At 63.4% G+C, this 14,644-nt stretch carries 14 protein-coding genes; 2 read left to right on the forward strand and 12 right to left on the reverse strand.

The annotated features are described in order from the left end of the window. Positions 1-8: 8 nt before the first annotated feature. Positions 9-1,064, reverse strand: coding sequence for a hypothetical protein (locus ARTB_RS08400; protein ID WP_243178796.1), 1,056 nt, complete (start codon positions 1,062-1,064; stop codon positions 9-11). A 37-nt stretch (positions 1,065-1,101) separates the two neighbouring features. Between ARTB_RS08400 and ARTB_RS21580 the strand changes: the two genes are divergently transcribed. After that, positions 1,102-1,230: a hypothetical protein gene (locus ARTB_RS21580; RefSeq protein WP_279294095.1), complete on the forward strand. Its 129-nt coding sequence runs from the start codon at positions 1,102-1,104 to the stop codon at positions 1,228-1,230. A 193-nt stretch (positions 1,231-1,423) separates the two neighbouring features. Here the strand turns inward: ARTB_RS21580 and ARTB_RS08405 are convergent, their stop codons facing one another. Genes ARTB_RS08405 through ARTB_RS08455 form a run of 11 tightly spaced genes read right to left on the reverse strand, consistent with a single transcriptional unit; the run spans position 1,424 to position 13,807 of the window. Then, on the reverse strand, positions 1,424-2,995 hold the full coding sequence (locus tag ARTB_RS08405; protein ID WP_243178798.1) for an IPT/TIG domain-containing protein: 1,572 nt from the start codon (positions 2,993-2,995) through the stop codon (positions 1,424-1,426). 48 nt (positions 2,996-3,043) lie between these two features. After that, entirely contained in the window at positions 3,044-5,101 is a 2,058-nt protein-coding gene (locus ARTB_RS08410) for a phage tail protein (RefSeq protein WP_243178800.1), read from the reverse strand. Positions 5,102-5,103: 2 nt separating this feature from the next. After that, positions 5,104-6,687, reverse strand: coding sequence for a baseplate J/gp47 family protein (locus ARTB_RS08415; protein WP_243178813.1), 1,584 nt, complete (start codon positions 6,685-6,687; stop codon positions 5,104-5,106). Between the two features lie 9 nt (positions 6,688-6,696). Then, on the reverse strand, positions 6,697-7,059 hold the full coding sequence (locus tag ARTB_RS08420; RefSeq protein WP_243178822.1) for a GPW/gp25 family protein: 363 nt from the start codon (positions 7,057-7,059) through the stop codon (positions 6,697-6,699). A 28-nt stretch (positions 7,060-7,087) separates the two neighbouring features. Beyond that, the gene (locus ARTB_RS08425) at positions 7,088-7,474 is read right to left on the reverse strand and encodes a hypothetical protein (protein WP_243178832.1); all 387 of its coding nucleotides are present in this window, start codon (positions 7,472-7,474) and stop codon (positions 7,088-7,090) included. A gap of 9 nt (positions 7,475-7,483) precedes the next feature. Continuing rightward, complete coding sequence (locus ARTB_RS08430; protein ID WP_243178834.1) at positions 7,484-8,332, reverse strand: phage baseplate assembly protein V; 849 nt, start codon at positions 8,330-8,332, stop codon at positions 7,484-7,486. Between the two features lie 10 nt (positions 8,333-8,342). Beyond that, positions 8,343-9,467 carry a phage late control D family protein gene (locus tag ARTB_RS08435; protein WP_243178836.1) on the reverse strand — a complete coding sequence of 375 codons (1,125 nt, stop codon included), beginning with the start codon at positions 9,465-9,467 and terminating at the stop codon, positions 8,343-8,345. Positions 9,468-9,475: 8 nt separating this feature from the next. Then, positions 9,476-10,087 (reverse strand): hypothetical protein, encoded by a 612-nt coding sequence (locus ARTB_RS08440; protein WP_243178838.1) that lies wholly within the window; start codon positions 10,085-10,087, stop codon positions 9,476-9,478. Further along, positions 10,084-10,812 carry a hypothetical protein gene (locus tag ARTB_RS08445; protein WP_243178840.1) on the reverse strand — a complete coding sequence of 243 codons (729 nt, stop codon included), beginning with the start codon at positions 10,810-10,812 and terminating at the stop codon, positions 10,084-10,086. Before ARTB_RS08445 ends, ARTB_RS08440 begins: the two co-directional genes overlap by 4 nt. Next, positions 10,809-13,001, reverse strand: coding sequence for an ATP-binding protein (locus ARTB_RS08450; RefSeq protein ID WP_243178880.1), 2,193 nt, complete (start codon positions 12,999-13,001; stop codon positions 10,809-10,811). Before ARTB_RS08450 ends, ARTB_RS08445 begins: the two co-directional genes overlap by 4 nt. Continuing rightward, complete coding sequence (locus ARTB_RS08455; RefSeq protein ID WP_243178881.1) at positions 12,998-13,807, reverse strand: DUF4255 domain-containing protein; 810 nt, start codon at positions 13,805-13,807, stop codon at positions 12,998-13,000. Before ARTB_RS08455 ends, ARTB_RS08450 begins: the two co-directional genes overlap by 4 nt. A gap of 575 nt (positions 13,808-14,382) precedes the next feature. Between ARTB_RS08455 and ARTB_RS08460 the strand changes: the two genes are divergently transcribed. Then, on the forward strand, positions 14,383-14,592 hold the full coding sequence (locus ARTB_RS08460) for a hypothetical protein (RefSeq protein WP_243178882.1): 210 nt from the start codon (positions 14,383-14,385) through the stop codon (positions 14,590-14,592). Positions 14,593-14,644: the final 52 nt, after the last annotated feature.

The raw sequence follows: 14,644 nt of genomic DNA on the forward strand, positions 1-14,644 counted from the left end.
TCCTCCTCCTAACCCACAGCGTGGTTGATGGTGATGAGTTCTGCGCTGGCGCTGCTTCCGAACTGGTTCCGGACGATGATCCGGGCCCGTTTTTGCGCTTCAGGGCCAAGGCTTGGCGCTGTCACCCTGATGCGGGTCGCTGTCGGCGGCTCAAGGAGGACGGCCGGGACCGGGGCCTGGCCCTCCACACTGAATGTGACAGTCACTGGAGAACCGTCGAAATCCTGGCCGTTCAGCGTAACCTCTGCGCCGACCTCGACAGCTGAGGGGCTGAAATCCTCAAGGTCCGGCGTAGGCGGAGCCACCAGAATCCGAAGCGCCTGGGCGCACGTGACGGAACCTCCTGCGGTCGTCACCGTAACCGATATTTTACCGATGGGGCCGAGTACGAAGACACCCGTCGGTATCCGCACGGTCATTTCGGTGGCGCTGGGTCGCCCGAGGACTTCCCCAGGAACAGGAAGGCGAGAATCATCATCAAAAAACTCCAATGCACGGAACTCAACCGTCACAGGAGCAAAGTGGAAATTCCGACCGTGCAGCAGAAGCTTCCTCCCGAGAAGAGCTGGTTCGGGTGCAAAAGGCGGAGCGGCGAAGGCAGGTGCCGGCGGCACAGCATGAAAAACACCGGAGGCTACGGCGGTGCCGGCGGCGGTTTCGACGCTGACGGGCAAGTCTGCGCCCGGCTGCCCGGGATTGACTAAACCATCGGGCGCCGACACGGTCAGAGCACCCGGTGCCGGAGGGGCCAGCAGTGCCGCCGGAACGGTACCGAACGTTACCCTGGGCATGCCAATGTGGAAATTCCTTCCGGACAGCGTCACCGACGTCCCGGACGCGCCGCCCGCCGGAGTGAAGGACGGGTCCGCGAACGCCGGGATAAACGATCCGGGGTCCACCCAAGGCTGGACCGTCTCGGCCTCGCTGTCGGCCACCACCCAGGTGAAGTGCCGCTCCGCAGACGGGTCGTTGTTCCGGATCCCCAGCGTCCACGTCTCCTCAGTCGCCCGGTCAAACCCCACCACGAGACGCAGGACGTTTCCCACCCCGGGGACCAGGAACACGTCCCCTACAAATCCGGTACCGGCGCCGTCGGGACGGGTGGCGCGGAAGACCGGCTGCGTCGCCGCCGCCACCGCCACCGCCGGGCCCCTCCCCGCCTGCATGAACACGGTCGGAGCCACCGAGCCCCCGATCATCGCCACCCGCAGGAACATCATCCGCTCATAAATGCCAGTGAACTCCGGTACAGGTGTGCCTGCGGACTGGACAAAGCCGGCATCCCCCCGGCCGCCGGCGGGCACAGTCCTCGGTGCCACCGGCGGATCCGGATACAAAGTGAAAACCATCAAATCCTCCTATATCCCGGCCAGCTGATCCCGCGAAGGCCTCCCGTGACCACGGCATGGTGAGTTTATTGACCCTAGGTACGGGTGATGGTGATCAAACCGGCGCTGACGTCCGATCCTGAACCGGTCGTCACCTTGATCCGGGCCTGCCGTTGCCCCTCCGCGCCGAAGGTCAGATCGGGCACCTCCGCCTTGATTTGAGTCGGCGTGGCAGGGTCAGTGAGTCCTGCCCGGACGGGGGCGAAGCCTTCGACGGTGAATTCCACGCGCACCGGAGGGACATCCAAGTTTTGACCGCGCAGCGTGACCGTACCCCCAACAGCGACCACAGGCGGCGTAAATCCGGTGAGGCTCGGAGGCGGATTTTCCACCCGGAACTGATCGTCACTTTGCACGCTGCCTTCACGAGTGTTCACCTTGATGGCGACTGCCGCGCCGGTGGCCAGTCCATCGGGAACCTGCACCTTGACTGAATTATTTGTCGCTTGTCCAACGACTGGAGCGGGTTGTCCCTCGAAAAATACTGTCAGGTCACTGGCATTGAAGTTGAATCCCGACAGAACGACCTCGGTTCCCGCACTACCACTAGCCGGAGAGAACTGCGCGTTCGGTGGGGCAACGAAGGCTGGCACCGCCCTCACGCGGAACGGTTTGTCACAGACAGCGGAGGCAACCTCGTTGGCAACAGTGATTCTTACGGTTCGCCCGGTCCCGTTCGGCGTGAGGCCCCCTGGAACCAGAACTTTGATTTGGTTGGAAGAAAACGTCGCCGCGACGGTGGCAGGGACGCTATCGAAGAAGACTTTGATCCCTCCCTTGTCGAAATTGTTCCCAGTCAGGGTGACCTCTTGATGGATCTGGCCTGTCAATGGCTGCAGCGGCGTGTTCTGGGCGAAGGTCGGCGCGATAAGTACTTTTTCGAGCAGGCTCAGACGGGTCTCAAGGTGGGACAGGGTCAACTTCCGCTGTCGGAGGTCGGTGATCTTTTCCGCCTTCGTTCCCTCCAGATCCAAAGTCCCGGAAGTAATGGCGTCTTCACCACGGCGGCGGCGCAACTCGGCGAGAGGGTAATGCACGTGCCCTTTCGTCGGCGCGGGCACCTGCCCACCTTCCGCAACCAAAACAGACCATTCAGGCTTGAGCCGAACGGAGGTTTGCATCCCCACGTCCTCACTGTTGGCAAGAGCAGTATCCGTCGTTTCGTCCACCTCGGTGAGAAGCACATCCAGATACACGGTATCGATACGCGGGTCCGGCTGGGCAGCCGTGGGCGTACTCAATTTCGGGACATGCCGGCCATCAGGGCGCGACGGCTGGTTGTCATAGGTAGTTGTCGCCTCAACCGTGGCCTCGATACCGCCGGCCAGGCAGGAACCCGGTCCGGTGATCTGGAAATCATTGCTGTTCTGCCCCGCCGGAAGAGCCCGAATGGCGAAGCCGTCCTCCCCCGAGCCATCCTCCCCGAAAGCCAGCCCGTTGCCGATATAACGGGAAAACAGCGAGCGCACACCGGCGGCCAGAAGGTCCTGGAGCAGGTTCAGGTCCCGGTCCAGGATCGGCACCCCCTGCTCGATGTGGATGCCGACATACCCCTTGTTCAAGCTTTCAAGCAGCAGTTCCAACGGCGATCTAGAGAAGTCACTCATAGCGTTGTACTCACTCCCCTCCTGATCGTTGGTCCATGTCGGACGTGGCTATGGTTGGATCACAATTGCGCGCGCATTTATGGGCAGGAATTCCGGCAGTACGGCGGCGAGGCGGGACTGCGCCCTGGCCATCTCTTCCGGTGACAGCGGCGGGGCCGCTGCGGCGAGAAAGAGGCCTATCGCATCCCTCGAAATGCGTCCGTCCGCGTCCTTGCCGCCACCCTTGCCGGTGTAGGTATACGTGCCGATGTCGCCGAACGTTCCGTAGAGGGCTTTCTGCTGTCCGCTGAAGGTCGTCGTGCCGGAGGAATGGGTGCCCAAAGTCTGTACGCCGTCTGCATCGGAGTCTTGGATTGGCCCGCTGGAACGGTACATGAGTAGGGTGGCGCCCTGGATGTGCACTCCCACCGGCGCCCTCTGGGATGAAGGACCGCCTGTGAGCGGCTCCGGTTCCCCCCACACGTTCGTACCAGGATCCAGTAACCGGACCGAAAAGATGGACCATCCGCCGTCGAAAGGTCCGGCAGTAGCGGGCCGGGTCGAACTGAAGAACAGTTCGAGGCTGTTGTCGGCCCCCAGCAGGGGGGCAGGTTCCCGGTCGTGGACGTCAGGCCGTGGTTTCGGCAGCGTCCGCATCGCTTCCCAGTCACCGGCGTTCGCCGGGTCGAGCCCGCGCTTGATGCGGTAACAGACTGTCCACCGGGTTTGCGCCTCCTGAACAGGCTCCTGACGCGCCCCGAACAGCCACAGCTGCTGGGTGGGGCCGGACGGCCGTACGAGAACGAACAGGTCGTCGTGCAGTTCAGCTCCCTCCTTTTCCGGCAACGTAGCGGGAACTTCAAGCTGCCATTTCGAGCCGTCATGCCTGTTGTACTTGGTCTGCCACCGTCCGTCGGAGACTTCCTGCCAAAACAGCCAAAGGCCGCCGTCGCCGTCCACTACGGTGCTCGGACGACGGCGTTCAGTATCCTGATTTCCGAATGGGCGTCCCGAGGGTTCGGACACCTCGCCGGCGGCGTCCCGGATCCTGGCCGCTATGCGCCACCGGGATTGCCCAGGCGCTTCCGCTGGACTGCAGATTTCCCAGAACAGCCACACCTTGCCGTGGGCGCGCGCGGCGGCGGGGTGTTTATCTGCTCCAACACGGTCTACCACCGGCCTGCTGTCAGCCCAGTTTCCATCGGCTCGGCGCTTCTTGGACCAAATGTCCCAGCCGTGGATCCGACGGGTGTGATAGAAGAACAGGTCTGCGCCGTCGTCGTCCCGGACATGCGCTATGCGGCCTTCGTAGGCGAAGTTCACCGACACCAGCGCACGAGTCCCCCACTTGCCACCGACCTCCGCACGTGCCAGTGACCACAGGCTAAGCCGCGCAGGCTCGTTGGTGCGGGCGACATTGTGCACGAATTCGTGCGTCCTGGCATCGAGACCAGTGAGGCGTCTGGCCGTCGCCTCGATCGCGGCGACAGTGCCGATGCGTTGATAGATCTGCGGCGCGAACCGGATCTCCTGCCGCTGCGCGCCGATGGGCAACCCGTAGTCGGTCCGCCATCCAATCCATTGGGCAAGCAACGGAAGAAGCTGTCCGTCAACCCGGTCCAGGTCGTGCAGGTTCAGGGCTGCCCTGCAGAGGCTGTATAGCTGGTCGAGCTGCGCTCCGGGCAAGTCGAGGAATCGGCGCAGCACGCCGTGGGCAAGGTTTCCTGGTTCGAGTGAGTCGTGTACGGGCGGTGCCGCGTCGTAGCGCCGGTAAATGGCGGGCAAAAGGGCATAGAGCCGGTCGGCGAAACCATAGGGCGATGTGGCCGTGGCGGAGACGCGGTTGTTCGGGGCCGCCGAAGACTCCAGCGCGCCCGTTTCTGGCGTAAACAGCGTGTAATAGTAGACGGTTTCGCCTCGCAGCCCGGTGTCGGTCGCCAACCCGGGCGCTGCAACGGCTACCTCCACCCCGTCGTCAAGCCCTATCGGATGGCTTCGGGGGCTGCGCCGGATGCGGACGGCCGGCGGCGGGGTCCGGTCGGGGTCCTCGGGATCCGCATAGGTCCACGACAGGTCGATCCGGTTGCCGTCAGGATGCGGACGGGCAGCGAAGTTGCGAAGTTCCATGTTCAGCCGCCTGTCTGTTCAACGAACAGCACTCTGACACCCGACGCATAGCTGAGATCGGCCGGAGGAATCGGAATCTGGTTCTTGCCGAGCCTGATCCTCCCCGACTCCTCAGCCAATACTGTGCTCTGCGTGATCCCGTGAAATTCAGTGATGTTGGCGAAGAGGACGCCCGGGGTGCTTTGGATCCTGTCATAGAACCTGCTGAGATAGATGGTCTCGCCGAAATGAACCTCGTCGAAGGCGAGCAGAGTGGCCGCCTCCCGTTCGATCGCCGCCCGGACGTCTCCGGGTACGTAGTAACTCTCGACGCCAACCTCGGCGGTGACAAAGATCTCGACATAGTCAACGTCTTCAATTTCGACGACCTGGGTAAGCATCCGTTTGTCTTCGAGATACCGCTTGAGCCCGAACTCGAGGGTATCGCTCACCTTGTCGCGGATCTTGCCACCGCCGGACGGCGCAATAAACAGCGTCACCTGGTTCCAGCCCGTCGCGGTCGCGCGCGCCTTTCCGACGCCGTCAAAAGTGAGGGCGAGCGCCTCGTAGTCCGCGGTGGTAACTGCGCGCTGCAGGGATCGAAAGACAGCGGGAGCATGCTTAACTGCGTGGCCGATGGATTCACGGTCAGCACCGCCGGTCGCTGCTTCGACGTTGGTGACCTTGGCAGCAAGCTTCGCCAATGCGGGAAGGTTAACGATGTCCGTAATCGCCCCCGCGGGGACGTTGCCCGCCTGCCCGCCGCCTATCCGATAGCTGATTGTGAGCGTCGCACCGGGCGACGGGATGTTTCCAAAGGTCCCGTCTCCGAAGAGGACGGTTGCCTCATTCTTGTCGTCGACGTCGACGGTGAAATCGCGTTGGTTCGGATCGCTGAATGCCAGGCTCTCGCGGAAAGTCCACCGTACTGGGTGCGTGTCACCCTGTGTGACATTTAGCGCGAGATCCGGTCCCGCCTTGTCCTGCAGCCCGCTGGGGCGCAGGATCACGCCGCGATGTGCCAAGGTGTATCGCTGGTCGGGTGAACCGTCGGCGATGCCTAGGACTTCATTGGCGATCAGGCGGCCCTCCTCCACCGGGATCGTGGCGATTCTGGGACTGTCCGTGATCAGGGGATCCCTGGGCCTAAAGACGAGGGTCAGGGCCGATTCATGCGTGTACTCGAAACGGATGCTGGGCGAGTTTTCGAGGCTCTTCGTGGTGAACGCGGCCCCCCTGCCGATTTGGATGGGTACTGTCGGTAACTGGGCTTCCTTGGGAATTGAGACGGTAAGGGCAGCGGCCGCCGGTGCAGCGGTGCGCATCCGGTATCCGATCAGCCGCAGGTGCTCGATGATGCTGTGGCGGCTGGTTGCCGTGCTAAGGAAACTCTCGTTGGCCACCCGATCCTGGTAGTAGCTGAGGATATCGCCTACGTGGGCGAACAGTTGCAGCATCACGTTGCCGAAGTCGGCCTCGTTAGTGAAATCCTCCCATTCGGGAAGCTTGCGAGGTATCTGCTCGCGCAATGCTTTCAGGATCCCGCCGTAATCGCGTCCCGTGTAGTCGATGAGCGGTTGCCCGCCCGCATTGTCGATCTCAGCCATGTTCTATCCTCATTTGAAGTGAATGTGCACGGATTGCCGGGCAGCGTCGCGCCGCCGGATGTAAGCGACCTCGACGGTCAGCGTCTCGTCCTGGACGTAAATGTCCACCCCGCCGACGGCGATCTCGTGTCCCAGCCAACGGGTAAGCGCCTGACCCGCCGTGAACTCGGCGGCGGCGGCGAGAATACTGCTGTTGGGGTCGAAGACCAGGTTGAGAAGCCCGCAACCGAAGGTGGGTTGGTTGGCCCGCTCGCCCGGAGCGGTGAAAAGCACCTGCACGATTTTCCCGTGGATCTCCGCGTCGTCGTCGCCGGCCGGTCTGATCCTGCCGCCCGGCGCGACACGGAAGGGGAAACCGAATCCCGTCGTCATAGCTGCGCTCCTGACTCGCCGATACCAATCATTTGAGGTGACCATTCACGTTGCCACTCTGATTGAATGTCACCCCCTGCTGGGTCGCGGTAAGACTGATCTGGTGCGTGTGCGGCCCCGGAGGCGCCGGCACGGCCTGACCGGCGACGTTGGCGGCCACATCGCCGGTGGTTTGGATTCCGCTGATCTCAACGTTCCTGGTGAGATGCATGACCACTCCGGTGGCGACGGCGAACGCCAATTGCTTCCAGCCCTCACGGGCGGCTTCGAGGGCTTCCTGCGCCTTCACCTTGGCGTCGCCGGCCGCCGCATCGACGGCTTCCAGCAACGCTGGCGACAGCAGGATGTCCATCTGCTCGAAAATCTCCTTGCTCATCCCTGACTGTGCATCGGCACTGCCGATAACCATTGCCATTCGCTCCTCCTATCCGAGCGTGTGTTTCGAAAGCGGAACCTCGAGGTTCATCGGAACAACCGGCGGGGACGTAGGGGCACCCAGGTTGCCTACATGCGTGTGCGTCGAAAGTGCCGTCATGAAGGCCGCCACGTTGGCTTTGAACGTGGTGCCGAGGACCATCTTCTCCACCTCTCCCGCGAGTTGGATGCCAGCGGGACCAAGCTGGATCGAATTACCGTTCTTGTCACGCACCGTGATTCCGGTGGAATCCATGTCCAGCCGGTTGCCGTCCTCGTTGGCGGGCCCGCAGATAATCGATAGGCCCTCAGCGCTGAGGGTGATCGAGTGACCGTGAACGCCGTCCGTGACAGAGACCCCGTCGGCGTCGAGGGTAATGCGGTGACCGTTGACGCCGTCATGGAGCCGGATCGCTCCCTTCCCGGCTGCATCCTCGAATTGCAGGGTGTGACCGGCTGCGGTCTTGATGATCTTGCAGCTGGCAGCCTCGGCTCCCCGATCCGCGCTTGACCCGTCGGCGTTATTGGGTTTCGGCGCCTCGCTGACGCCGTCGGGCTCGCTGATGAAGGCGCCCGACCATATAGGGAATTCCAGGTCGCCTTCCTCGAATTCGATCCATACCCCAGCCCCGCGATCCGGAATGAATACCAAACCTTGCTGGTCAGCTCCACCATATGGAACGCACGCTTTAGCCCAGCCCGCCACCACGTCGGTACCGAGGACGCTCGGCACGCGCACCGTAAGCCGGCCTAGCCCCTTCGGGTCCTCGTTGTCGACGACAATGCCTCGGTACTTGCCATAGTGGCGGCGTTCAACCTTCTCCACCAAGTCGGCGACAACGCGTTCCAGATCCATCATGGGGTCCTCCTCAGATCGGCAGTCCGGGTAGTAATCCACCGCCGTCGGCAGAGAAAGTCTCGCTTCCCGTCGGCATCAGGGCGTTGCGCTGGACGGTAAAGACCTGTGTATAACCGCCTGCCTCAAAGACGTGGGTGACGCGCGTGATGTAATAGACGCCGCTGAAGTTTTCACCGATCCCCTTGATGGTGACGGTTTTTCGCGGCATGAGGATGGTGCCATACTGGTTGGCGGCCACCTCGCCCTCCCCTGTTACGAACCACTCGCCGTTGTCGTGCAGGCTCTGGCACAGGGCCTCCATTTCGGAGCGTCCGGTGGTGATGGTCTGGTTGAGATGTGTTGGTTCTTTTCTCATGCCCGCAGGCAGATAGACGGTGGCCGCTTTCCCCCCGAGTGCCTTCTGGGCGGCACGGTCCACAGTCGTGTCAAGGACTTCCTTGGTCAGATGATCAATCTGGGACATCGCGATCGACGATGGCACCAGCGCGTTCGCTTCGATGGTGAAGTGCGTGACCGTGGTTTCCTCACCGCACTGCACGTTCAGGACCGGTTGCGGACGTCCTGAAAGCCCGGGCGGCCCGAAATGGGCGGTATTCCCCCTGATGTAGCATTCATAACCGTTGCGCCGGGCGAGGCGTTTGAGGAAGCGGATGTCGGTTTCGCGCTGGATGATCGTGGAGACTTCGCCGCTGTGGATGATTCCTGTGTCGGTGACCTGCGAACTTAGGCCATAGGTCCCGAAAATTTCCGCGGCGATGTCGCTGTCCTTGCGGTTAGGCCAGTCTTTGAGCACAACCCGCCGGTCCATCAGCACGCTCGCGTCCATGGCCCAGAGCTCCAACTGGCATTGGTCGGGGGTACCGGCAAACTCCGGCCGCACATGGGTTACGAAGCCGGAGAAGAGCTTTTCGTCGTCATCTCCAAGCCCGGCTGTGACGGCGACTCGCTGCCAGAGCTGGAACCGCTCGTCATCAAGGTAGGGCCAGGTGCCGTCGTCACGCTGGAGCACCGCAAGGGTGATTCGGCACATCCCTGCGAGTTCGTCGTCCAGTTCAACTTCCAGACTGACCAGGTCGTCGTACAGCCCGGGGAGCTCTGTGCCGCCTATCTCGATGCGTAGCTTCTCCTGCTCCATGCCTGCCCCTACGCTCTCACCGGTGGAATGACGATCTGCCGGCCCAGCTGCCCGACCTCGACCGGCGGCCCGATTTCAAGTCCTGCTGCCCGGATAGCCTCTATCAGGGTCTCGGCGGCGGTGGCACGATTGTTATAAGTCACCAGGAGCGTTCGCTTGAAGCGCTCTTGGGTAATGGGAACTTTCCTCACGGCCCGTGGCCCGATTTCCACAGGTTCGATGGTGGTGAGGTACTCGACAGTTTCCTCGATGGCGACGTCCTCGACGCCGGCAAGCCCGAACAGGGCGCGAATCAACTTTGGCCAGTCAGGAGAATTGCCGCCGGGCGATGCGCCCAAAGGGAAACGCGTAGTGACGACCGGTTCCTGCCCCAGTAACGCAAGGGGGGAAAGAAACTCCGGATTGGCGTCGCAAATATGCCACCAGAGCAAGGGCTCCTCGTAATACTTGTACGCCAGCTGGTCCAGCCGCTCACCTTCCGAGACGACGTGACGAAAGCGTCCCGGCGTAGCGGGCAGGGCCCGCAAGTCCGTGGCCGCAGATACCCTTCCCCGGGCATCCGGGGCGGGCGGGACGGCGGACGTGCGGTAGCGGGAATATCGGTGTGCCATCACGCTCACCCCGGGATCACTACGTCGGCGACGTCGCCGATATTGGCCAGATTCAGGACCGACATGGTCTCAGTCATAAGCCGGGAGTACGTGTACGGCGCGTTCTTTCCCTCGATCACCGTCAGGCTAACGGCGACATTAGCCCGGACCGGATTCAAATCCGCGCTGAACTCCGTCTCGGTTATGTGGATGCTGTTGATGTTCACCGGCAGCACCCGTTTTCGGCCGAAGATGAACAGAATCAGAGGCGGGTTGGCGCGCCGGGGATGGATGTAGTCTTTCGGCTGGCCCAGCAACTCGCTGACCACACCGCCCAGGACGCCCTCGCCTTTCGGGCAAACCATCAGCTCAAGGGTGGACAACTGCGGTGCAATTCCGAACTGCTCGGCGATGCCGTCCCGTTCGTCCAGTTTGTCCGTTGCATCCAGCCGCACATCGAATCCGATCGTCTGCTCCTGCACGGTAACGAGCTGGTTCTTGCGAAGTTCGTCCAGATCCTCGAATTGTTTGCGGCCGTGGAAGTCTCGCAGCGGCCTCGGCTCCGGCGGCGTGGGATTCGGGTAAGCCCTCGTGGCGCGTGGCGCCGGCTGGGCCATAGGCGCGAAGGTCAGCTCCCTGTTCCGTGTGAGCTGCAGCGGATTGTATTGGAAAGCTACGAGCAGCGGCGGAACACTCAGGCCAAATTCCACGAATGCGCCGTGCAGGATCCGGGGCTTGCTGGGAACGCCGCTCATCGGATCACCACCCGGCCCTCAGGCTGCCGCTCGTTCCAAAGCTTGCCGAGTTTCTCGAACTCCCGGCGGGTACCTAGGCGTATATGGCGGGCGTTGATAGTGCCGCCGTCTGCGGCCGCAAGAAACGCCGCGTTAAGGACGATGTTCTTGATGTTGCCCCCCGCGAGGGGAAATTCCCGTGCCAGCGTGGCGACGTCGACGTCGTCCCCTATGGGCGCTTCTGCGGGAAAGTGCGCTTCCCAGATGCGTTGGCGGTGGGCGGCGTCCGGAAACGGAAAATCGACGACATATCGAATGCGGCGGGTGAAGGCCTCATCGAGGTTGGTGCGAAGGTTGGATGCAAGCAACACGACGCCCTCGTGTTCGTCCAGTTGCTGCAACAGATAGCTCGTCTCGATGTTTGCATAGCGGTCGTGAGCGTCAGCAACCTCGGTGCGTTTGCCGAATAACGCGTCGGCCTCATCGAAGAACAAAATGGCGTTGCTGCTGCGCGCCTCCTGGAATATGCGGAAAAGGTTCTTCTCGGTCTCCCCGATGTACTTGCTGACCACGCCTGACAGATCGACCCTGAACAAACTCAGCCCAACCTCGCCGGCCAGGACTTCGGCGGCCATGGTCTTGCCGGTACCGGGAGGGCCGGCGAACAGAGCGGTAAGGCCCTTTCCGTGAGCGAGTTTCCGTCCGAAGCCCCAGAGCTCGTACACCCTATGGTGGTAGCGCACTTGGCTGCAGATCTCGCGTAATTGCGCGGTCTTCGTCTCGGGCAGAACCAGGTCGTCCCAGATGTAACGAGCGTCCACCTTGACCGCAAGGTCGCCAAGGTTCTGGTTGGACTGGCTCCGGCAGGCCGCCGCCAGATCCTCGGCGCTCGGCGCCGGGGCTCCTGGTCTGCGGCGGCTTTCCTGTTCGGCAACGGCGATTGCGTCACGGATCCTCGCGGGGGTAAGCGCGAATCGAACGGCAAGGTCTTCGGCCCAATCCGCCACCTCAGGTGTGCGTCCGTTCAGCTGCCGGCGCCATATCGCGGCGCGTTCGGCGACATCCGGCATCGGGACCTCCACAGTCTCGAAGTGCGCACCGGCGAAAACGTGCCCGCAGGTCCAAGGCACGTCGCCGGCAATGATGACGGGACCTCCGGGCTCGTCGGCCAGTTGGCCCAACGACTTCAGCGCTGCCCGGGCGGACTCGCCCAGGATCAGCTCTCCCCGCTCCAGATACAGCGCGCTGTGCTGCAGGGCAGCTTCCCGGAATGCCCTACCCATCAGCTCCCGCTGCTGCTCAGGAGAAGATTCCAGCAGTGCCCTGCAATCAAGGACGAGCATGGACAGTTCCGCGCAGGCGCACAGGCGCAACGCCAAGGAGGCTCTGCCGACGCCAGCGGGTCCCTGCAGGTAGAGGACCTGCCGGCGCTGCCCCGGCAGCACCGGATCGAGCCGGACGGGCGCCGCTGTTCCGCCGATCGGCTCTGCGTCCGACACTGTAGCGGATGCCGGCGCCTGCAGCCGCGCCAGGCCGGCCAGGCGGGCGTCCATCTGCGGATCACCAAGGAGGAATTGCCGGATCCGCGGGTCCAGCCGCAGGAACTGGGCGAGCCCGCTTGACCCGGACGGACTGTGCGGGTCCTCCACGGTCTGCAGCAGTCCCCGCCGCAGCAAGGCGGACGTACCGCTGAACACCTCAAGATTTTTCCAGCGTTCATCCTCTGTCTCGCAAAGCAGGTCCAGGACCAGGTCCACGCTGGGCCGTTTGCGTGTGATGTCGTCCTGCAGGTAGGCGTAGAGGCGGTCATATTTGGCGCGCAACTCCGGCGCCAGGCAGATGACCACGGCCTGAAGCTCGAATTCCGAGAGCCCGAAGAGGTCCGCCAGGCGCGGCAAAGCCAACGGAATGCCAGCTTCAAGGCTTGAACGGACCGCACAGTCGATCTGCTCGGACAGCCCGTGGAGGGCCTTCCGCATTGCCGCCTCGGCTTCCTTGTCGGCTCCGGCGCCGCCCGCCCCGTCCAGCAGCCACCCGACTTCGCCGGGCGAGATGTAGACCGTGCGCTCCAGCTGGGCCTGGGGCTCCTCCTGGTTCAGAAGTGGCAGGGTCAGTGCTCGGAGCCTGATCCGCATGTCCAGCCTGCGCAGCTCGTCACGGATGTGCCCGTAACTGTTCGCATACGCGGCCCCGGTTACGCCCTCGGTCATGCCACCACCTCGAACAAAAAAGTCCGCCGGAAGGCGGCCGCGATGTCCACCTGCACCTCGTAGACACCGGCCTTCAGGCCGTCCGGAATCGTGGCCGCAACGGTGTCTCCGGCCGGCTCCGCCGCATCGAGGATACTGTGGCCGCCGATTTTCGCCGTGACTTTCCACCCTACGATGTTCTGGCCAGTGAACATGACGGCAGTGCCGGCCGGACCACGATCCGGTAACACATCGAGGATCAAGGGAGGCTTGGCCGGCTGCCGTACCCCGGGAACTCCGACGGTGCGCACCCGCTGCGGAGCCGGCTGCGGCGTATCCGACAAAGCGTCAAGCTGGACGGCGGACACATGGTAGAGAACCGACAGCCGGAAGGGCCGGGAAAAGGTTGCCCAGATCCGGCTCAGCTCCTCCGGATCAAGTTTCCTGCAGACAAGCTGCAAGTCCTCCCGGGCCTCCGCCAGCCCCGGCTCAAGGAGGTCTCGCGGGATGGGGGAGTTTTGGTGGAACACCCGCATGGCTTCGCCCATGATCTCCTGGGCTGTGACGTTTCCGTTGACGGCATCGTTCGGAGCATAGACCGTCATCAGATAGAAGAGGCTGAGTGAGAGCGGCGCCGGAATCAGCTGATTACCGGGCCCGGCGGTCGAGTCCTGGTTGGCTAGATAATCGCTTTCCTCAACACGGTAAAGGAACAGGTTGATACGCCTGCTGCTGCTCGGTTCGTCGGGGGCAAGCACCGTCACGTCGACAACCGGGCTCAGCCGCATCTTTGCGACCAGCAGGTTGCGCAAGGATGCGCTGACCATGCCGATGGCTGTCGAGGCGCTCATCGCAGCAGTCCCGTCTGCCATCGCCGCAGATGCCTGCGCTCCCAAAAGGCCGGACTGCCGCTACGTGAATCCTCGCCCATGGCCGGGACCCCAAGAACCTGCGGAACAGGCTGCCGCGGTGGCAGTGCCGTTGAGTCCTGCCCGTCTCCGTGCGATGCCTCCGCCTCTGCAGACCCGACGTGAGACAGGTCCGGGCGGGGAACGCCCTGCACCGGTCTGCCCGAACTCCCCCGCCCTGCATTGGCCGCGCGCAGGCTTCGCTCCGCGAGGGCACCGTCACGGCGGGCCGGCGCGGCTCTCGGATCTACGGCGGCGCGCGCCGCTGCCTGGTTCCCGCTCATCAGGTCCGGCAGAAACCGGGCCTGAGCCGGCGTGAAATCCGATTTCTGGCCGACCGGTGTTCGGTATAGGGCAGCCGCGGGCTGCACAACGGCGGATTCCGCCGGCCCTAGGACGCCCGGGCGTGGCGCTTCGAATCCGCGAGGTACATCAGGGGGCGCCAGCATAGGCGACGGCGGGAAACCCCCGCTGGCGCCGGGGGCAGGTTTGCCGTGGAAGGTGCCTTCCGGCTGTTCCTGACCGTGGGCGGGGTGATGTCCGGGCAACACGGCGGGCGGCCGTCCGGGACCGACGTCGTCGAACGCCCCGTCGTCGAACGCCCCGACGGGATGCACCCCGTCGTCGAACGCCCGGGCGGGGAGCGTCGAAGGGTAACCCGGATAGAGGCCGGAAGCACCAGTTGCAGGGGCATGTGCGTGTGAAGTGCGTTGTTCGGTAGATCCGGGAATGATCAGCGCCGACCGGCCCGGCTTG

It is taken from the genome of Arthrobacter humicola, from assembly GCF_022803015.1.
Lineage (GTDB): Bacteria > Actinomycetota > Actinomycetes > Actinomycetales > Micrococcaceae > Arthrobacter > Arthrobacter humicola_A.